This window comes from Streptomyces sp. NPDC026092 (assembly GCF_040638605.1).
Lineage (GTDB): Bacteria > Actinomycetota > Actinomycetes > Streptomycetales > Streptomycetaceae > Streptomyces.
This window is the reverse complement of sequence record NZ_JBEZYN010000014.1, coordinates 187618-206779: the sequence shown is the minus strand read 5'-3', so window position 1 is coordinate 206779 and position 19162 is coordinate 187618. Positions and strand designations below refer to the sequence as shown.

The window sequence follows — 19162 nt, the reverse complement described above, 5'->3', positions numbered from 1 at the left end:
GGGCGTGTACAAGGGGTTCGGCGCCGAGGCCGTCGCCGCGACGGTACGGCACGAGGGACTTCTGGGCCGGCCCGTCGAGATCGGCAACGACTATCTGCCGCACGGGAGTTGGAAGGAGTTCGACCCGGCGACGATGTGCCGGTATCAGCTCGATCCGTGGCGCACGTGGCGGGACGAACGCCCGGGCTCGGCGTTCGTGTACGGCATTCCGCCGCTGGTCGACGGATTCGGCGGTGCGTTCGCGCGGGGGGTGGCGGGCGAGTTCGACGCCGCGTACGGGCGGGCGGCACGGGCGATGGTGGAGTCGGGGCACGGCGACGCGGTCGTCCGGCTCGGATGGGAGCCGAACAACCGGGCCATCGGCCCGTGGCAGGCGACGGACGACCCGGCCGGCTACGCGGCTCTGTTCCGGCACGTCGTCGACGTGTTCCGCGCGACACCAGGGGCGTGCTTCACGTTCGAGTTGTCGAGCTCGCTCGGAGTGCAGCCAGGACGGCGGCTGCGCGCCTTCGCCGACTACTACCCGGGGGACGGGTACGTCGACTGGCTGGGCATGAACGCCTATGACCTCAAGTGGGGCGCCGCGACGGTGTCCCCGGCCGACCGCTGGGCCTGGATCCGGTCGCAGGAGTCGGGCCTCGACGCACACGTGGCCTTCGTCCGTGCGCGCGGGAAGCGCAATGTGTGCTCCGAGTGGGGTCTGTACCGCCGCGGGGACGCGTTCGCGGGCGGCGGGGACAACGCGTACTTCGTCGATCGGATGGTCGAGTACTTCTCCTGGGGCGAGGTCGCGTACCAGTCGTACTTCGACCACGACTGGGGCGGCGGCACCCTGACGGACTTCCCCGGGGCGCGGGCCGCGTACGTGGGGTGGTTCCGGTGACCACGCACGGGCGACGCACCTGGGCGGAGCCGCGTCTTTCGAACTCACGCACCAAGGTCACATGTGCGCATGCGCCGGTCGTCGATCGGGCATACGCGACCCGACCTCACACATGCGTGTGACCCGGACGGATTACGCCGTTCGAAAGCGGGATGAGCCCCGAACTGGGCGGTGACCCGGTGCGCTGCCCCGCATGACAGCCGCCGAACAGCCCAGCCCTCGAATTGCCTCCGCAAAAATCACAACACATGCCCATATTCTCGTCCTACCTTCCGAGGGCGCTCCGCTTGTCGGCTCGTCCGGTCATCTGCCATTCACCTGTCCGTGCAAGCGGGGCGTGAGGCCATTCCGCTTCTCATTCCTGGAGAAACACATGCGCGTTGCCGTAACCGGTGGCGGTGGTTTCCTTGGGTCACACTTGTGCGAGGCGCTCCTGCGGCGCGGCGACTCAGTGGTGTGCCTGGACAATTTCTCGACCGGCGACCCCGCGAACATCGCACATCTCCGGTCCAACCCGGCCTTCGACTTCCAGCACGCCGACGTGAGCGTGTCCATGGAGGTCGCGGGCCGCATCGACGCCGTCGCCCACCTGGCGTCCCCCGCCTCCCCACCCGACTACCTGCGTCAGCCGCTGGAGACCCTCGCCGTCGGCAGCCGCGGCACCGAGAACGCGCTGCGTCTGGCGCTGCGCCACGACGCCCGTTTCATCCTCGCGTCGACGAGCGAGATCTACGGCGATCCCCTGGTCCACCCGCAGGAGGAGGCGTACTGGGGCAACGTCAACTCCATCGGCCCGCGCAGCGTCTACGACGAAGCAAAACGATACGCCGAGGCGGTCTCCGCCGCTTACCGCCGCACGCACCACCTCAATGTCGGCATCGCACGGATCTTCAACACCTACGGCCCGCGGATGCGCCCGCACGACGGCCGTGTGGTGTCCAGCTTCATCACCCAGGCCCTGACCGGGGAACCGCTCACCATCTACGGCGACGGCAAGCAGACCCGCAGCTTCTGCTTCGTGGACGACCTGATCCGCGGTCTCGTCGCGCTCCTCGACTCGTCCGAAATGGGCCCGTTCAACCTCGGCAATCCGGTCGAGCGCACCGTCTCCGAGCTCGCCGAGATCGTGCTGACCATGACCGGCTCGTCCTCCGAGGTGAAGTACCACCCGCTGCCGGTCGACGACCCGGTCCGCCGCCGCCCCGTGATCGACCGCGCCCGCGACGTGCTGGGCTGGGAGCCGGAGGTCGACATCACCGAGGGCCTGCGCCGGACCGTCGCGTACTTCAGCGCCCGCCCGGACCGGCTCGGCGCGTCTGCCGCGGCGATCCGCGGCGGCCAGGGCGAGACGGTCCCGCTGGACGCGGTCAAGGCCGTGATCACCACGCCGCAGACGATCCCCGGCCCGCAGGCCGCGGCCACCGGCGTGGCGTCCGGCTCGCCCGCGTCGGGGAGCTGATCCGCGCCGCGGCCGAACGGTCCGCCGGCCCGGCCGCGGCGCGCCCCCGACGCCCGCTCTCTCCCCTGCCCCACGGCCCGAATCGAACCGCCCGGAGAACTCGCTGTCATGACGTCGTTGGAGCAAGGTCCCGCGCTCGGGACCGGCACCGCCCAGGATCCCCCCGTCCTCGCCCCCGCCCCGGGTTCACCGGACGAATGGGCAGCGCTGGGGGACGAGATCAAGGCCCTCTCGAACGGCTCGGTGGCCTCCATCGGCCCGGACGGACCCGTCCTGGCGATGCCTCGGCACAACTTCGAGACCCGCCCGAGCAGCTTCGTGCGGGCGTTCTCCCGGGGCGACCGCTTCCTGGTCGCCCTGCTCTCCCTGGGCTGGGCGGCCTGCCTGGTCTGGTTCTGGACGTGGTGGCTCGAGCCGTCCCACCGGATCGGCTGGCTCGGCCTCGTCGTCAACAGCGCCCTGCTGCTCTACCTGGCCTACCTGCCGGTGCACTTCCTGGTCGCGCTGATCCGGATGCGGCGCTTCGACCCGGCCGTCGAGGTGCCGGTCCTGCGCACCGCGTTCGTCGTCACCCGCGCCCCGTCCGAGCACTGGGACATCGCCCGGGCGACCCTGGACGCGATGCTCGGCCAGGAGTTCCCCCACGCCTACGACGTGTGGCTGTGCGACGAGGACCCCAGTGACGAGATCCTCGCCTGGTGCCGCGCCCACGGCGTCGGCGTCTCGTGCCGGCGCGGCCGTGCCGACTACCACCGGGCCGACTGGCCGCGGCGGACCCGGTGCAAGGAGGGCAACCTCGCCTTCTTCTACGACCACTGGGGGTACGAGCGCTACGACGTCGTCGCCCAGCTCGACTGCGACCACGTGCCGCACCCCCGCTACCTCGCCGAGGTGGTCCGCCCCTTCGCTGACCCGGCCATCGGCTACGTCGCCGCCCCCAGCGTCTGTGACGCCAACGCCGATCAGTCCTGGGCGGCCCGCGGTCGGCTTCAGCGCGAGGCCCTCTTCCACGGCCCCGTGCAGCTCGGCTACTCCGCCGGCCTCGCTCCCCTGTGCATCGGCTCCCATTACGCCGTCCGCACCAGGGCGCTGCGGGACATCGGCGGCCTCGGCCCCGAGCTCGCCGAGGACTTCTCGACCTCCTTCCTGCTCAACTCGGCCGGATGGCAGGGCGCGTTCGCGATCGACGCGGAGGCACACGGCGACGGTCCGATCACGTTCGGCGCGATGATCACCCAGGAGTTCCAGTGGTCGCGCAGCCTGGCGGTGATGTTCTTCGGGATGCTGCCACGCCACCTGAGCCGTATGCCCGGCAAGCTGCGCCTTCGGTTCTCCTGCGCGCTCCTCTACTACCCGCTGCTCGCCCTGACGACCACGCTCGGCATCCTGTTGCCGCCGATCGCGGCGCTCACCGGCACCCCGTGGATCAACGTCAACTACTTCGAGTTCCTGGCCCGCTTCTGGACCATGTCCGTCTGGCTGATGCTGCTCACCCTGCTCTGCCGGCGGCGCGGTCTGCTGCGCCCCAAGGACTCCCCTGTCGTCAGCTGGGAGATCTGGCTCTTCGGTCTCGCCCGCTGGCCGTATGTCGCCTGGGGCGTCGGCGCGGCCCTGATGCAGAAGCTGCGGCCCCGTCCGATCACCTTCAAGGTCACACCGAAGGAGCGCGACGGTCTCGAGCGGCTTCCGCTGCGCGCCGTGGCCCCCTACCTGCTGATCACCACGGGCCTGTCGAGCGCCGCTGTGGTCGGCCAGTTCACCGGTCCCGCCGTGGGCTACGTCTTCCTCTGCATCCTCGGCGCCTTCTCGTACACGGCGGTGACGCTCGCCATCGGTGTGCTGCACATCGGCGAGACGGCACGCGCCGCGGGCGTCCGGCGCCACCGGGCGCTACGGACCGCCGCCGCCCCGCTGTCGGCCGGGCTGCTCTCCCTGGTGCCCCTGGCGCTCGCCGTCGTCGTCTTCCCCACCTACCTCGCCGGCTTCTACGCCTGGTGACGGCCCTCGCGGCCGATCGAGAAATGAGGTCCCCCGTGCCCCGAACGGTCCTGGTCACCGGCGGCGCCGGTTTCATCGGCAGCCACACCTGTGTCGAGCTCCTCCGCTCCGGCCACGAGGTCGTCGTCCTCGACGACCACTCCAACAGCTCCCCCGAGGCCCTCGAACGCGTCGTGAAGATCGCGGGGCGTCCTTTCGCCGCGACCCACATCGCGGACGTGCGTGACCGGCGGTCCCTGGACACCGTCTTCGCGAGCCACCGGATCGACTCGGTCATCCACTTCGCGGCGAAGAAGGCCGTCGGCGAGTCGGTGCGGATCCCGCTCACGTACTACGACATCAACGTCGGCGGGACCACCGCCCTGGTCTCGGCCATGCACGACCACGGAGTGCACCGGCTGGTGTTCTCGTCCTCCTGCTCGATCTACGGCGACGCGACGACCGTCCCGCTGACCGAGGACTCCCCGGCCTCGCCGACCAACCCGTACGCCACCACCAAGTGGACCTGCGAGCAGGTCCTCGCGGACCTGTGCCGGCACGTGCCCGAACTGCGCGTGTTGGCACTGCGGTACTTCAACCCGGCCGGCGCCCACCACACCGGGCTGCTCGGCGAGGACCCGCGCGGCGTGCCGAACAACATCGTGCCGTTCCTCTCCCAGATCGCCGTGGGCCGCCGCGACGAGCTGAACGTCTTCGGCGACGACTACCCGACGCCCGACGGCACCGGGGTGCGGGACTACATCCACGTCGTCGACGTCGCCGAGGGGCACGCCGTGGCCCTCGACCACATCGACGACGAGCCCGGCATGCGGGTCTTCAACCTCGGCACCGGGCGCGGCGCCTCCGTCCTGGAGCTCGTGCACGCCTTCGAGAAGGCGTCGGGGCGGCCGATCCCGCACCGGATCACCGGGCGTCGGCCCGGCGATGTCGCGGAGCTCGTCGCCGATCCGGCGAAGGTCGCCGCGGCCTGGGGCTGGAGCGCGCGGCGCGACCTGGACGAGATGTGCCGCGACGCGTGGAAGTTCCAGGAGCAGAACCCGTACGGCTACACACCCTGACCTGTTCCACCCCGTCCCCTCCCCCCACCTCCGCACCCAGACAGGAGAACAGCGCATGCGGTTGACCGTCATCGGTACGGGATACCTCGGAGCTGTGCACGCCGCGTGCATGGCCAGCATCGGACACGATGTCCTCGGCGTCGACGTCGACGCCGAGAAGATCACGGCCCTTGCCGAGGGCAGACCACCCTTCTACGAACCGGGTTTGGACGACGTCCTGACCCGGGCACTCGCCACCGGACGCCTGCGCTTCGGTACCAGCCTGCGCGAGGCGGCGCTGCACGGCGAGGTCCACTTCGTCTGTGTGGGCACCCCACAGCAGGCCGGCTCCCAGGCGGCCGACCTGCGGTACGTGGACGCCGTCGTCGACGGGCTCGCTCCGCACCTGCCCGCGTCGTGTCTGGTGGTCGGCAAGTCCACCGTCCCGGTGGGCACGACCGCACGTCTGACCAGCCGCATCGCCAGTCTCACGCCGACGGGTGTGCGGGCGGACGTGGCGTGGAATCCCGAGTTCCTGCGCGAGGGCTTCGCGGTCGAGGACACGCTGCGGCCGGACCGGCTCGTCGTGGGCGTCACCAGCCGGAAGGCCGACGCGACGTTGCGCCGGGTGTACGCCCCGATGCTGGAGGCGGGAGTCCCGTACATCAGCACCGACCCGAACACGGCCGAGCTGGTGAAGGTCGCGGCCAACTCCTTCCTCGCCACGAAGATCTCGTTCATCAACGCGATGGCCGAGGTCTGCGACGCCGCGGACGCGGACGTGGTCACGCTCGCCGACGCCCTCGGTCACGACACCCGGATCGGCCGGCGGTTCCTGAACGCCGGTCTGGGCTTCGGCGGAGGCTGCCTGCCCAAGGACATCCGGGCGTTCACCGCCCGCGCGCGGGAACTCGGAGTCGGTCCCGCGGTGGAGTTCCTCGACCAGGTCGACGAGATCAACCAACGCCAGCGGACCCGGACGGTCGCGCTCGCCCGTCAGATGGTCGGCGGCGATCTGACCCGCCGCCGGGTGACCGTCCTGGGTGCCACGTTCAAGCCGAACAGCGACGACGTACGCGACTCGCCGGCGTTGGCCGTCGCGATGGCGCTGCACCGGCAGGGTGCCGACGTCCGAGTCCACGACCCGGAGGGCACCGCGAACGCCCGGCGCGCCCACCCGGAGCTGCACTGCAGCTCGGACCTGCACACGGCATGCCGGGGTGCGGAGATCGTCCTGCATCTCACCGAGTGGGGCCAGTACCGCGAGGTGGACCCGGTGAAGCTGGCCCGCGTGGTCCACGAACCGGTCCTCATCGACGGGCGGAACGCGCTCCCGCACGACGAGTGGCGGGCCGCCGGTTGGACCGTCAAGGCGCTGGGCCGCCCCGCGTCGTCGGCCGGCCCGTGGGCCGCTCGGACCGAGGAACCCCTGCGGGCCACGATCGCTTCCCCGGCCTCCGAGCCGGACCGCGCCGGGTCCATGGCTCAGGCACTGCCGACCCACAGGGCCTGAGGTCTCTCGTCCGGATCCGACCGGCTCTGCCCCGCGCTCATGGTCCTCGACCGGTGAGCGCGGGGCAGAGCCATGCCATGCCGTCCGCTCGGGTCAGCGGAGCGTCTGCGCGGCTCCGGCCGTCGGTGACTGCGGGACCCGGTTGCCGAAGTAGTCGACGGGGCCCACGTCGACACCCGACGCCTCCGGTCCCAGGCCGACGGACACCTCGTCCTCGCAGCGCGGCACCAGGTTCCTGGGGCCGGCCTCGTCGGTGACCGGGGCGACCAGAGCACGCAGGCACGGGTCGTCGCTGGAGCCGGTCGGGTCGCCGTCGAGCAATTCCTGGCGGGACGTGGTGCGCCAGTCGTCCAGCGCCGCGAAGCCCCGGGTGCCCCACTCCAGCGACCAACGGCCGGTGCTGTAGTAGACGTTGCCCCGGAGTCGGAGCGTGCCCGGCCGGTACGACGACTGAGCCTGGACCAAGGGGCCGCCGTCGGTGGCGAAGATGTTGCTGTGGACGCGGACGCCGCGCATGCCGTCGCGCAGCCGCAGCGCCGGAGGCCGGTTCAGCCCTTCCGCCGAGGCCAGGTCCTCGGTCCGCATGACGACCGTGTTGTGGTAGATGTCCAAGTCCGTCAAGCGGGAGCCGTAGGCGACGATGCCTCCGTACTCGGGCAGCTTCCGTGCGTCGTCCCAGCTCATGTTGAAGCGGACGACGTTGTTCTTGTGGGCGCCGGTCGCCTGGCCTGAGTAGACGAGGAACCCCGGCCCGTCGTTGCCGTACGCGAGGTTGTACTGCATGACCGAGGAGGACACGTTGTTGTCGAGACCGAATCCGCCGCCGTCGACCCGTGAGCCGGTGCGGTTGCGGTACGACTTGTTGTTCTCCAGGACCACTTGGGTGGAGTCGTACGCCCAGATGCCCTCCGGGCCCTCCTGGGCGTCGGCGGCGGACTTCGCGCCGTTGTCATGGGCCACCGAGCGCATCACCTTCGCGTCCCGGACGCTGCCGAGCGCGATGCCGCTGCCCGTGTTGCGCGAGCCGCTTTCCGGGTCGCCCATGTTGGAGTAGGCCTTGACCCGCTCGATCCGGATCCCCTCGTGTGCGTAGGCAGGGCGATCCGCGTCGAACTCGGGCCCGTGGAAGACGAGTCCGCCCTCGAGATTGTGATGCACGGAGACGTCGGAGATCCGCACGTCGCTGTAGCCCCCGGCGGCGTCCTTCTCCGCGCCGACGCTGATCCCGTTCTGGAAGCCCCTCACTTCCACGTTCGAGACCCTGACGTGGTCGAGCCGCCGGGCGCCCGGGAGGCTGTTGCGGAAGGCGATCCCGCCCGCCTCGCGCAGCGCCTTCCGGTCGCCGACCAGCGAGACGTTCCTGATCTGCACGCCGCCGGTGTTGTGCACGGTGATGCCGGACGTGCCCCGTGGAGCGATCGTGGCGCGGCCGGTGCCGTACGACTCGATCACGACCGGCTTCGTCGAGTTGCCCGCCTCACCCTTCTCCAGGGTGATGTCGCCGCGGAACCGCTCACCGCCCTCGAGCCGGAGCCGGTCGCCCGGCTGGAAGCGCACGCCGTTCGCATGCTCGAGGGTCCGCCAGGGCTTCTCCGGCGAGAGGCCGTCGTTCTCGTCGTCGCCCTCGGGGCTCACGTAGAAGGTGTACGGACCGCCGGTGGCGGGGCGGGCCGGCCGGTAGACCCCAGGCACGTCGCACCCCGTCAGCAGCAGCAACACTGCGGCCGAGACTCCAGCGGCGGTCGCCGTCGTCCGGCTCCGCTTCACCGCGTTCAAGCGCACTCCCTAGGAACGTTCCTGCGTCACATAAAGCACACAACGGACCAGACTGCCAGAAACAGTGCATGCGAAACAGCGACGACAACGCGGCATCCGAGTCACCTGTGCGGTGGGCTCAGGAGTACGGGCGCCTGTGCGGTGGGCTCAGGAGTGGGCGCGGCAGAAGCCGCGCACGGCCCGGTTGAACTCCTGGGGCCGTTCCAGGTTGCTGACGTGTCCCGTGCCGGGGAACACGACCAGCTCGGCGCCGGGGATCGATTCCTGGAACTGCCGTGCGACGGCGAGCGGCGAGCGCACGTCCCGCTCTCCCCAGAGCAGGAGGGTGGGCACGGTGACGGTGGGCAGGAGATCCCGCTGGTCCGCCTCGGCCATGAGAAGCAACTGCGCCCGCAGGGTGTCCGGGCGTACGGCGGCGTCCATCGCGTCCAACAGTGGTACGTACGCGGCGGGCCGCTCGCCGGCGAACAGTCCGGGCAGGGTGGGATCGAACTCGTCGCGCGGTACGGCCAGCATCCTGCGCGCGCCCTCGACCCGGGCCCGCACTTCCCGCGCCGGCAGAGAGCCCTTCCAGCCCGCGTAGGTGTCGGCGAGGATCAGCGTCTTCACGAGGTCCGGGTGCCGGCGGTAGAACTCCAGGGCGAGAGTGCCGCCCCAGGACAGACCGGCGATGTGCGCCGGACCGAGCCGCAACGACTCCACGACCGCGGCCAGACAGTGGGCGTAGTCCGCGAGGCCGTAGGACTTCGGCAGGTCCGAGGACCGGCCCGCTCCGGGCTCGTCCCACGCCACGACCGTGAACGCGTCCGCCAGGGCGTCGAGCTGCGGCCGCCAGAGGCGGGCGTCCGACGCCGCACCGTGCAGGAACACCACGGGCGGCCCCTCGCCCACGCGGTCGTAAGCGATCCTCAACCCATCGACGTGCACGCTCGTCATGGGTTCAGGGTAGGTCCGCCCCGCGGATTTCTCAGGTTCTGCGGCTACGAAGCGAACTGAGGGATCACCTCGGAGCCGTACGCGTCGATCGTGAACTCACGGTTGTCGTGCATGTTGTAGACGGCGAACTGGTGGACGCCGAGGTCCTTCAGGTGACGGAGCTTGGCGATGTGGGCCTCCGCCGGGCCCAGGAGGCAGAAGCGGTCGACGATCTCGTCGGGGACGAACTCGGTGTCGGGGTTTCCGGCGCGGCCGTGGTGGCTGTAGTCGTAGCCGTGCCGGTCCTTGATGTACGCCGTGAGGGCGTCCGGGACCATGCCCGAGTGCTCGCCGTACCTGGCGACCAGATCGGCGACGTGGTTGCCGACCATGCCGCCGAACCAGCGGCACTGGTCACGGGCGTGGGCCAGGGCCTCGGGCGAGTCGTCGGCCGTGACGTACGCGGGCGCGGCGACGCAGATCGTGAGGGCGTCGGCGTCGCGGCCGGCGTCGGTCGCGGCCTGGCGGACCGCCTTCACCATCCACTCGGTCAGGAACGGGTCGGCGAGCTGGAGGATGAAGCCGTCGGCCTTCTGCCCGGCGAGGGCGAGGGCCTTCGGGCCGTACGCCGCCATCCAGACCGGGAGCTTGCCGCCGGCCACCCAGGGAAGGCGGATCGGGTTGCCGTCCACCTCCGCCTCGCGGCCCTCGGCGAGGTCGCGGATGACGTCGATGGCCTCGCCGAGGCGGGCCAGGGTGTTGGGCTTGCGGCCCGCCACCCGCATCGCCGAGTCGCCCCGGCCGATGCCGCACACCGTCCGGTTGCCGTACATGTCGTTGAGCGTGGCGAAGGTGGAGGCCGTCACCTCCCAGGTCCGCGTTCCCGGGTTCGTCACCATCGGGCCCACGTGGAGCTTGGTGGTGTGTTCGAGGATGCGGCTGTAGATGACGAACGGCTCCTGCCACAGCACTGCGGAGTCGAAGGTCCAGCCATAGCGGAAGCCGTTGCGCTCCGCCCGGCGCATCAGGCCGACGACCTCCGAGGCGGGCGGGTCGGTCTGCAGGACGAGTCCGAAGTCCACGTCGTCGTTCTCCTAGTTCAGGTACTGGCAGGTGGATCGCGGGGTGAAGACGCCGTGCCCGGCGCGCCCGGTGAACTTCCGCTGGTCGATGACGACTTCGCCGCGCGAGAGGACGGTCTCGACCTGGCCGGTGACGGTCCTCCCCTCGTACGCCGAGTAGTCGACGTTCATGTGGTGGGTCTCCGCCGACAGCGTCTGGACGGTGTGCGGGTCGTAGATCACGACGTCGGCGTCCGCGCCCGGCGCGATCGTGCCCTTCTGCGGGTACATGCCGAACATCCGCGCCGGGGAGGCGCAGGCGATCTCGATCCAGCGGCGGCGGGAGATGTGGCCGTCCACGACTGCCTGGTGGAGCAGGTCCATACGATTCTCCACGCCCGGCAGGCCGTTGGGGATCTTCGAGAAGTCCGCCCGGCCCAGGTCCTTCTGGCCCGTGAAGCAGAACGGGCAGTGGTCGGTGGAGACCACCTGCAGGTCGTTGGTCCGCAGGCCCCGCCAGAGCGCCGCCTGGTGCTCCTTCGGCCGAAGGGGCGTGCTGCACACGTACTTGGCGCCCTCGAAGTCCGGCTCCGCCAGGTTGTCCGTCGAGAGGAACAGGTACTGGGGGCAGGTCTCGCCGAAGACCGGCAGGCCCTTGTCACGCGCCGCCGCGAGCTCCGCGACCGCCTCCTCCGCCGAGACGTGGACCACGTACAGCGGCGCCCCGGCGACCCGGGCGAGCTGGATCGCCCGGTGGGTGGCCTCGGCCTCCAGGAGGACCTTGCGGACCTCGCCGTGGTAGCGGGGGTCGGTCTCGCCGCGGGCGAGCGCCTGCTCCACCAGGACGTCGATCGCGATGCCGTTCTCCGCGTGCATCATGATCAGCCCGCCGTCGTCGGCGGCCCGCTGCATCGCCCGCAGGATCTGCCCGTCGTCCGAGTAGAAGACCCCCGGATAGGCCATGAACAGCTTGAACGAGCTCACGCCCTCCTGGACGAGCCGGTCCATCTCCTTCAGCGTCGACTCGTTCACGTCCGACATGATCATGTGGAAGCCGTAGTCGATCGCGCAGTTGCCGTCGGCCTTGGCGTACCAGGCATCGAGCCCCTCGCGCAGGGAGCGGCCGACGCTCTGGACGGCGAAGTCGACGATGGTGGTGGTGCCGCCCCAGGCGGCGGCCCGGGTGCCGGTCTCGAAGGTGTCGGAGGCGAAGGTGCCGCCGAACGGCAGCTCCATGTGGGTGTGCGCGTCGACGCCGCCCGGGATGACGTAGCGGTCGGTGGCGTCGATCGTACGGTCGGCGGTCCAGCCGGCGGCCGCGTCGGAGCCGTGCGCCGCCAGAGCGGCGATCCGGCCGTCCTCGATGAGGACGTCGGCGTGGATCTCGTCGGCGGCGGTGACGACGAGGCCGCCGCGGATGAGGGTGCGGGTGCTCACGGGTGTTCCCCCTGGCTGATGGCGGTGAACTAGAGCGAACGGAGGGCCTGTTCGAGGATCGCGGCGCCCTCCTCGGCCTCGGAGACGGTGAGCGAGAGCGGTGGTGCGACCCGCAGGGAGCTGGTGTTGTGACCGCCTCCCTTCCCGATCAGCACACCGTTCTCGCGGGCGGCCTCCAGGACGGCCGAGGCCGCCGCCGGGTCCGCCTCGTCGGTGCCGGGTCGGGTGAGTTCGATGCCGATCATCAGGCCGCGGCCGCGCACCTCCCGTACCGCGTCGACGCCCGCGACTGCCGCGCGCAGCCGCTCGACAAGCAGGCCTCCGACCCGCCGGGCGTTGCCCTGGAGGTCGTGTTCGAGGAGGTACCCGAGGTTGGCGAGGCCCGCCGCCATGGTGATCGGCGAACCGCCGAAGGTGGAGATGGAGTTGGCGTCGATGCAGTTCATGATCTCGGCGCGGGCGACGACTCCGCCGACCGACATGCCGTTGCCGATGCCCTTGGCGAAGGTCAGGATGTCCGGCGGACCCGCCTGGCCGTGCGCCTGCCAGCCCCAGAAGTGCTCGCCGGTACGGCCCCACCCCGTCTGCACCTCGTCGGAGATCCACAGGATGCCGTGACGGTCGAGGACGCGCCGGAAGGCGGCGTACAGCCCGTCGGGCGGGGAGGTGAAGCCGCCGACACCCTGGATGGGTTCGGCGATCAGCGCGGCGACGTCCCGGGTGTGCCCGAGGAGGTCTTCGAGGTCGGCGACGCATGCCTCGATGAAGCGCTCGTCGCTGTACTGGGCGTAGGGGCCGCGGGTACGGACGCCACCGTGCACGTACAGGGTCTGGAGCGGGGAGAGGCTCGTCGGGGACCAGGCGCGGTTGCCGGTGATCCCGACGGTGGAGAAGGAGCGGCCGTGGTAGCTGTTGCGCATCGCGAGGATCTGGTTGGAGCGGCGGTACGCGGTGGCCAGCAGCAGGGCCGTGTCGTTGGCCTCGGTGCCGGAGGTGGTGAAGAAGACCCGGGCGTCGGGGATGCCGGAGAGGGTCGCGATCCGCTCGGCGAGCTCCACCATCGGGCGGTTGAGGTAGAGCGTGGAGGAGTGGATGATCCGGCCGGCCTGCTCGGCGACGGCCTTGGTCACCTCGGGCACGGCGTGGGCGGTCATGGTGGTGAGGATGCCGCCGAAGAAGTCGAGGTACCTCCTGCCGTCCGCGTCCCAGACGTGCCGGCCCTCGCCGTGGGTGATCTCGATCGGGTCCTTGTAGTAGAGGGCGACCCAGTCGGGGATGACGGAGCGGTGGCGGTGGTACAGGTCGTTCACGGCTGCACCAGCCCGTCGTAGGCGTCGGGTCGGCGGTCGCGGTAGAAGGCCCACTGCTGCCGCACCTCGTCGATGAGGCGGAAGTCGAGGTCCCGGACGATGAGTTCCTCGGCCTTGTCGGAGGCGACCTCGCCGACGAACTGGCCGCGCGGGTCGACGAAGTAGCTCGTGCCGTAGAAGTCGTTGTCGCCGTACTCCTCCTGGCCGACCCGGTTGATCGCGGCGACGAAGTACTCGTTCGCGACGGCGGCCGCGGGCTGCTCCAACTGCCAGAGGTAGGACGAGAGGCCGCGCGAGGTGGCCGACGGGTTGTACACCAACTGGGCGCCGTTGAGCCCGAGTTGGCGCCAGCCCTCCGGGAAGTGGCGGTCGTAGCAGATGTAGACGCCGACCTTGCCGACGGCGGTGTCGAAGACCGGCCAGCCGGCGTTCCCGGGCCGGAAGTAGTACTTCTCCCAGAACCCCTTGACCTGGGGGATGTGGTGCTTGCGGTACTTGCCCAGGTAGGTGCCGTCGGCGTCGATGACGGCGGCGGTGTTGTAGTAGAACCCGGCGCCCTCGACCTCGAAGACGGGGACGACGATCACCATGCCGGTCTCGCGGGCCAGCTCCCGCATCCGCGTGACGGTCGGCCCGTCGGGGACGGGCTCGGCCCAGCGGTAGTGCTCGGGCTCCTGCACCTGGCAGAAGTAGGGGGCGTTGAAGACCTCCTGGAACCCGATCACCTTGGCACCCTGCCGGGCCGCCTCGCGGGCGTGCTCCTCGTGCTTGGCGATCATGGATTCGGTGTCGCCGGTCCAGGTCGCCTGGACAAGTGCGGCGCGTACGACGTCGGTCATGAGCTGCTCCTTCGGCGCGGCGTCAGAGAGCCTCTACGCACGTAGACGCGGTGCGTAGGAGGAGAACGTAAGCCCCGTCACACCCCGGAGCAAGACCACCGCCGTGAACCGCCGGAGTCGATCATGTTTCCTACCCGAGTGGTCCATGTCGGACACGCACCGACACGTACGGTAAGCCCATCAGGTCACCGGCAGGCCCGCGACGCGCAGGGCGTGGACCAGGTCGCGCTCGCGGGCCGGGGACAGCGCGCGGGCCGCTTCCCGGAGTTGGGGCACGAGATCGCGCGGGTCGTCCGCGGCGAGCCGCGCGGCGTCCTCGGGGGTACGGACCCGCACGAAGGCCGTGAGCAGGGCCCGGGCCTCGCGGTGGTGGCCCTCGGCGCGCAGCGCGGCGCACGCCCCGGCGAGTTCGCCGACCGGGCGGGCGACGCCCTGCCGCAGCAGCTGCTCGCAGTCCTCGGCCCGGCCTGCGTCGGCGAGCGCCCCGGCGACGGCGGCGAGACGGCCCGGCGGCAGCGAGGCGGCTTCCCAGAGGAGGGTGGACCAGTCGGCGCCGAGGCCGACGCGGTGCAGCTCCGCCGCGAGCGCCGGAAGCCAGCCGGGCGGCCCGGCGACGGCCTCGCAGAGCAGCACGTGCGCCTCGCCGCTGCGCCCCTGGGCGCGCAGGCGCCGCAGGGCGTACACGGCGTTGCCGGCGGCACGGAGGGCGTCCGCCTCGGTCGCCACGGGGGCGGTACGGGCGGTGCCGGCAGCGGGTCCGTGCGACGCGTCGGCGCCGCCGAACCGGGCTCCTCGGGGCGCGGCCCCGGCCACGGGCAGCTCGACCGCCTCGGGGCTGGGCGCGGGTGCGGGGCCCTGCGCCTCCTCGACGCCGTCGAACCAGGCGTACCGGGCGCCGCGCGGCTTGCGCCGGGCGGCGGGGGCGGGGGCGGGAGTGCGTTCCCGGGCCGGGCCGAGCGCCGCCAGCCGCGCCGTCAGCTCCGCGACACGGGACGTCGCACGGGCGTGGTCGTCCCCCGCCCAGGCCAGCGCGTCGGCGATCCGGTCACCGTCCGGAGCGTGCGGGGTGTCGCGGAGGCGGGCGGTGAGCTCGTGGGTGCGGGTCTCGGCGTGCCGGCGCTCGTGCTCCATCGCCGCCAGCCGCTCCCGCAGCGCCTCCGCCCCGCCCGGTCGCCGGTCGTGGGCGGCGGCCGCCGCTCCGTGCAGGGCCCTGGCCCGGGCCGCCTCGGCGCCGTGGGGCGACTCGCCCAGGTCCTGGAGCAGTGACTCGACGACGTCCCAGGGCGGGATCTCCGTACCGCCGAAGCAGGCCCGCAGGCCCTCGGGGTCACGGCCGGCGAAGACCCCGTACCAGCCCTCGCCCGACACCAGGCGCCCCGCCACGCCGCCCAGCCAGCGCGCGAACGCGCCAATCTCCACCGGGAGTTGATACACCGTCATATCGCCCGCACCGCCCGTGCACTCGACTGGAACCTTCCGGTCCACGGGTATTCGACCCCAGTCGTGTTACGGGACGACTACAGACTGTTTTCGCCCCGCGATCACCTCGACGGCGAACGGGTCGGAATCAGAAGCTGACCGCGATCCCCGTGTGCGGCCGCTTGCCCAGCCGGGCGATCGTGGCGGGCCAGTCGACGAGCCAGTACTGCCAGGTGTACTTGCGCGCGAGCAGCTTCCGCACCCGTCGCAGCTCCTCGCCCTCCAGGAGCCGACCGGTGCCCTCCAGACGGACCGCGTCCTCGCTCACGTTCCCGCGCACGTCGCAGACCGCGACCACCGTGCGCGGGTCGCTCCGCAGCCGCTTGACCTTCCAGGCGTCAGCACGGGAGTAGGCGTACAGCTCGTCACCCTCCACGGCGTACCAGACCGGCGTCGGAACACCGGTGCCGTTCTTGCGGAAGGTGGTCAGGCTGACGTAGCGGCCGCGCCGCAGCTCCTCGGGAATCATGCGGTCGAGGGTACGCAGGGGCGGCCGCCCGATGTCAGACGGGGACCAGTGCGCACCGCACGACGAGGTCGTCCATCGAGAGGCCGAGGGCGGCCGCGAGGGCCGCGACGGTGAAGAAGGCGGGGGTCGGAGCCCGGCCGGTCTCGATCTTGCGGAGGGTCTCGGCCGAGAGTCCGGCCGTCGCCGCGATCTCGACCATCGAGCGGTCGCCACGCGCCTCGCGGAGCAGGCGGCCGAGCCGCTCGCCGCGCTCGCGCTCTTCGGGGGTCAGGGGTGTGCGCACCATGTCGCCATACTAATACCGGTATAGTAATTGCGGTATAGTAATTGGCATGGTGGAGATCAAGACGGACGAGAACCTGCGTGCCATGCGCGCCGCGGGACGGGTGGTCGCCGAGGCGCTGGCGGCCGTACGGAAGAAGGCGGCGCCCGGCGTCACGGGCAAGGAGCTGGACCGGGCGGCCCGGGAGGTCCTCACGGCGGCCGGGGCCGGATCACCGTTCCTGGGCTACCGCCCCGAGTGGGCGCCCGTGCCGTTCCCGGCCGTCGTGTGCGTCTCCGTCAACGACGCGATCGTGCACGGCATCCCGGAGGACCGCCGCCTCGCCGACGGGGACCTGGTCTCCGTCGACTGCGGGGCGCTCCTGGGCGGCTGGGCCGGCGACTCCGCCGTCAGCTTCACGGTGGGCCGGGCCCGCCCGCAGGACACCCGCCTGATCGACACGGCGAACGCCGCCCTGGAGGCCGGCATCGGCGCCGCCGTCGTCGGCAACCGGATCGGCGACATCGCGCACGCCATCGGCCGCGTCTGCCGGAACGCCGGCTACGGCATCCCGGACGGATTCGGCGGACACGGCATCGGACGCCGGATGCACGAGGACCCGGGCGTCCCCAACGAAGGACGGCCGGGCCGGGGCATGCCGCTGCGCCACGGCATGGTCCTCGCGATCGAGCCGATGGTCATCGCCGGGGGCGGCGACGACTACTACACGGCGCGGGACGGCTGGACGATGCGTACGGTCGACGGCTCGCGCGCCGCACACGCGGAACACACGGTCGCGATCACGGACGACGGCCCGAGGATCCTGACGGCGCTGTAGGGCCCCCGAGGGGAGGCGCCACAGCGTCAACCAGCAGCTACCCCACCGGCCGCACCACCATCGCCGACCCGCCTCCACGCCGTACGGTCTCGGCGGCGGCGACCCAGCGGCCGTCCGGCAGGCGCTGGACGCCGGTCGCCGCGCCGATCTCCGGATTCTGCCGGAAACCGTGGCCGATCGACTCCAGCTCAGCCTTCAACGGGCTGTTCCACAGGCCCGGTTCGAGCTCCGTCGTCGTCTGGTTGCGCTGGCTCGCGCGAGGCGCGGCGATGGCGTCGACGAGCGGCAGGTCGCGGTCCACGACGCCCGTGAGCGTCTGGAGCACGGTGGTGATGATGGTCGCCCCGCCCGGCGAACCCAGCGCGAGGACCGGACGGTCGTACCGGTCGAGCACGATCGTCGGCGACATCGACGAGCGCGGCCGCTTCCCCGGGCCGGGGAGGTTCGGGTCGTGGACGGCCGGGTTCGCCGGGGCGAAGGAGAAGTCCGTCAGCTCGTTGTTGAGCAGGAAGCCGCGGCCCGGGACGGTGATCCCGCTGCCGCCCGTCGACTCGATGGTCAGCGTGTACGAGACGACGTTGCCCCACTTGTCGGCCACCGTGAGGTGCGTGGTGTTCTCGCCCTCGTACGTGGTCGGCGCCGCCGTCCCGCCGCTCGCGCAGGCCTTCGGGTCGCGCGGGTCGCCCGGCGCGAGCGGACTGGTGAGCACGGCGTCGTCGCGGATCAGGCACGCGCGGGAGTCGGCGAACCGCTGGGAGAGCAGCTCCCGCGTCGGCACGTCCTCGAACGCCGGGTCGCCGACCCAGCGGCCCCGGTCGGCGAACGCGATCCGGCTGGCCTCGATGAAGCGGTGCAGGTAGGCGGCGCGCGAGGCGGAGGAGAGGTCCGTGCGCTCCAGGATGTTGAGCGCCTCGCCGACGCTCGTACCGCCGGAGGAGGACGGGGCCATGCCGTAGACGTCGAGGCCCCGGTACGACATCTTCGTGGGACTGCGCCGTTCCGTCTCGTACGTGGCGAGGTCACGCTCCGTCAGATCGCCCGAGCGAACCACCCGGGTGGCCCCGTCCCGTACCGGGGGCTTACGGACCGTGTTGACGATGTCCCGCGCCAACGGGCCCCGGTACAGCGCCCCGACACCCTCCCGGCCCAGCTTCTCGTACGTACGCGCCAGGTCGGGGTTCTTGAACGTCGAGCCCACCACGGGGAGTTGGCCGCCCGGCAGGAACAGCTCCGAGGAGGCAGGGAAGTCCCGGAAGCGGGCCTCGTTGGAGGCCGTCTGGGCGCGGAAGGTGGCGTCGACGGTGAAGCCATCGCGGGCGAGACGCTCGGCGGGTTCGAGGAGCGTGCGCAGCGACTTGCTGCCCCAGGTGTCGAGCGCGGCCTTCCACGTCGCCGGGGTGCCCGGGGTACCGACGCCCCGGCCGCTCGTCATGCCCTCCTCGAACGGGATGGGCGCGCCGTTCTCCACGAAGAGCTTCGCGTCCGCGGAGGCGGGCGCGGTCTCACGGCCGTCGATCGTACGGACCGTACGGGTCCTGGCGTCGTAGTGGACGAAGTAGCCGCCTCCACCGATGCCCGCGGAGTAGGGCTCGGTGACACCGAGGGCGGCGGCCACGGCTACCGCCGCGTCGACGGCGTTGCCACCCTTGCGGAGCACCTCGATACCCGCGGCGGAGGCGTCGGCGTCGACGCTCGCGACGGCGCCGCCGTAGCCGACGGCTACGGGTTCCTTCACAGGCGGCCGCAGGCCGCTCCCCGTCGGTGGCGCGGCCGCGCCCACCGAGAGCACCGTCACGGCGACGGCGAGCAGAGAGACCTTCCGAGCGGCGGAACGACGCATCCGTACCTCCAGTCAACAACCGTCCGCGCAGCGTAACTTCCGGCCC

The 19162-nt window shown here is 71.4% G+C and carries 16 protein-coding genes; 6 read left to right on the top strand and 10 right to left on the bottom strand.

The annotated features are described in order from the left end of the window. Nucleotides 1-4: 4 nt before the first annotated feature. From AB0F56_RS23355 to AB0F56_RS23335, 5 genes are all read left to right on the top strand, one after another. Nucleotides 5-883, top strand: a complete 879-nt coding sequence (locus AB0F56_RS23355) for a hypothetical protein (RefSeq protein WP_362012885.1) — start codon at nt 5-7, stop codon at nt 881-883. Nucleotides 884-1256: 373 nt separating this feature from the next. Further along, nucleotides 1257-2342 (top strand): UDP-glucuronic acid decarboxylase family protein, encoded by a 1086-nt coding sequence (locus tag AB0F56_RS23350; protein WP_362012884.1) that lies wholly within the window; start codon nt 1257-1259, stop codon nt 2340-2342. A 108-nt stretch (nt 2343-2450) separates the two neighbouring features. Continuing rightward, nucleotides 2451-4340: a glycosyltransferase family 2 protein gene (locus AB0F56_RS23345; protein WP_362012883.1), complete on the top strand. Its 1890-nt coding sequence runs from the start codon at nt 2451-2453 to the stop codon at nt 4338-4340. A gap of 35 nt (nt 4341-4375) precedes the next feature. Continuing rightward, nucleotides 4376-5398, top strand: a complete 1023-nt coding sequence (gene galE, locus AB0F56_RS23340; protein WP_362012882.1) for a UDP-glucose 4-epimerase GalE — start codon at nt 4376-4378, stop codon at nt 5396-5398. 55 nt (nt 5399-5453) lie between these two features. Continuing rightward, entirely contained in the window at nt 5454-6890 is a 1437-nt protein-coding gene (locus AB0F56_RS23335; RefSeq protein WP_362012880.1) for a UDP-glucose/GDP-mannose dehydrogenase family protein, read from the top strand. Nucleotides 6891-6983: 93 nt separating this feature from the next. On the opposite strand, the gene AB0F56_RS23330 is transcribed toward AB0F56_RS23335, so the two are convergent. The 9 genes from AB0F56_RS23330 to AB0F56_RS23290 all read right to left on the bottom strand — a co-directional run bounded on the left by AB0F56_RS23330 (nt 6984) and on the right by AB0F56_RS23290 (nt 16462). Beyond that, entirely contained in the window at nt 6984-8657 is a 1674-nt protein-coding gene (locus tag AB0F56_RS23330) for a right-handed parallel beta-helix repeat-containing protein (protein WP_362012943.1), read from the bottom strand. Nucleotides 8658-8813: 156 nt separating this feature from the next. Continuing rightward, complete coding sequence (locus AB0F56_RS23325) at nt 8814-9602, bottom strand: alpha/beta hydrolase (protein ID WP_362012878.1); 789 nt, start codon at nt 9600-9602, stop codon at nt 8814-8816. Nucleotides 9603-9646: 44 nt separating this feature from the next. Beyond that, nucleotides 9647-10663 carry a TIGR03842 family LLM class F420-dependent oxidoreductase gene (locus AB0F56_RS23320; RefSeq protein WP_362012876.1) on the bottom strand — a complete coding sequence of 339 codons (1017 nt, stop codon included), beginning with the start codon at nt 10661-10663 and terminating at the stop codon, nt 9647-9649. Nucleotides 10664-10675: 12 nt separating this feature from the next. Next, nucleotides 10676-12079: a dihydropyrimidinase gene (gene hydA / locus AB0F56_RS23315; protein WP_362012874.1), complete on the bottom strand. Its 1404-nt coding sequence runs from the start codon at nt 12077-12079 to the stop codon at nt 10676-10678. A 29-nt stretch (nt 12080-12108) separates the two neighbouring features. Continuing rightward, complete coding sequence (locus AB0F56_RS23310; protein ID WP_362012873.1) at nt 12109-13389, bottom strand: aspartate aminotransferase family protein; 1281 nt, start codon at nt 13387-13389, stop codon at nt 12109-12111. Continuing rightward, complete coding sequence (locus AB0F56_RS23305; RefSeq protein WP_362012871.1) at nt 13386-14228, bottom strand: nitrilase-related carbon-nitrogen hydrolase; 843 nt, start codon at nt 14226-14228, stop codon at nt 13386-13388. Before AB0F56_RS23305 ends, AB0F56_RS23310 begins: the two co-directional genes overlap by 4 nt. 180 nt (nt 14229-14408) lie before the next feature. Continuing rightward, the gene (locus AB0F56_RS23300) at nt 14409-15668 is read right to left on the bottom strand and encodes a UL36 very large tegument protein (protein ID WP_362012868.1); all 1260 of its coding nucleotides are present in this window, start codon (nt 15666-15668) and stop codon (nt 14409-14411) included. A 127-nt stretch (nt 15669-15795) separates the two neighbouring features. Beyond that, nucleotides 15796-16176: a PPOX class F420-dependent oxidoreductase gene (locus tag AB0F56_RS23295; RefSeq protein WP_362012867.1), complete on the bottom strand. Its 381-nt coding sequence runs from the start codon at nt 16174-16176 to the stop codon at nt 15796-15798. A 34-nt stretch (nt 16177-16210) separates the two neighbouring features. Further along, complete coding sequence (locus tag AB0F56_RS23290) at nt 16211-16462, bottom strand: helix-turn-helix transcriptional regulator (RefSeq protein WP_362012864.1); 252 nt, start codon at nt 16460-16462, stop codon at nt 16211-16213. A gap of 46 nt (nt 16463-16508) precedes the next feature. Here AB0F56_RS23290 and map point away from each other — a divergent pair, with 46 nt between their 5' ends. Beyond that, nucleotides 16509-17276, top strand: coding sequence for a type I methionyl aminopeptidase (gene map / locus AB0F56_RS23285; protein ID WP_362012863.1), 768 nt, complete (start codon nt 16509-16511; stop codon nt 17274-17276). A 37-nt stretch (nt 17277-17313) separates the two neighbouring features. Here the strand turns inward: map and ggt are convergent, their stop codons facing one another. Further along, a complete protein-coding gene (ggt, locus tag AB0F56_RS23280; protein ID WP_362012860.1) occupies nt 17314-19116 on the bottom strand; it encodes a gamma-glutamyltransferase in 1803 nt (600 codons plus the stop codon). Nucleotides 19117-19162 lie beyond the last annotated feature (46 nt).

Excerpts from the sequence above, each read along its gene's own strand:
- AB0F56_RS23325 (WP_362012878.1), bottom strand. The coding sequence starts at position 9,602 with ATGACGAGCGTGCACGTCGATGGGTTGAGGATCGCTTACGACCGCGTG.
- AB0F56_RS23290 (WP_362012864.1), bottom strand. The coding sequence starts at position 16,462 with ATGGTGCGCACACCCCTGACCCCCGAAGAGCGCGAGCGCGGCGAGCGG.
- AB0F56_RS23305 (WP_362012871.1), bottom strand. The coding sequence starts at position 14,228 with ATGACCGACGTCGTACGCGCCGCACTTGTCCAGGCGACCTGGACCGGC.
- AB0F56_RS23335 (WP_362012880.1), top strand. The coding sequence starts at position 5,454 with ATGCGGTTGACCGTCATCGGTACGGGATACCTCGGAGCTGTGCACGCC.
- AB0F56_RS23350 (WP_362012884.1), top strand. The coding sequence starts at position 1,257 with ATGCGCGTTGCCGTAACCGGTGGCGGTGGTTTCCTTGGGTCACACTTG.
- ggt (WP_362012860.1), bottom strand. The coding sequence starts at position 19,116 with ATGCGTCGTTCCGCCGCTCGGAAGGTCTCTCTGCTCGCCGTCGCCGTG.
- AB0F56_RS23345 (WP_362012883.1), top strand. The coding sequence starts at position 2,451 with ATGACGTCGTTGGAGCAAGGTCCCGCGCTCGGGACCGGCACCGCCCAG.
- AB0F56_RS23295 (WP_362012867.1), bottom strand. The coding sequence starts at position 16,176 with ATGATTCCCGAGGAGCTGCGGCGCGGCCGCTACGTCAGCCTGACCACC.
- map (WP_362012863.1), top strand. The coding sequence starts at position 16,509 with ATGGTGGAGATCAAGACGGACGAGAACCTGCGTGCCATGCGCGCCGCG.
- AB0F56_RS23300 (WP_362012868.1), bottom strand. The coding sequence starts at position 15,668 with ATGACGGTGTATCAACTCCCGGTGGAGATTGGCGCGTTCGCGCGCTGG.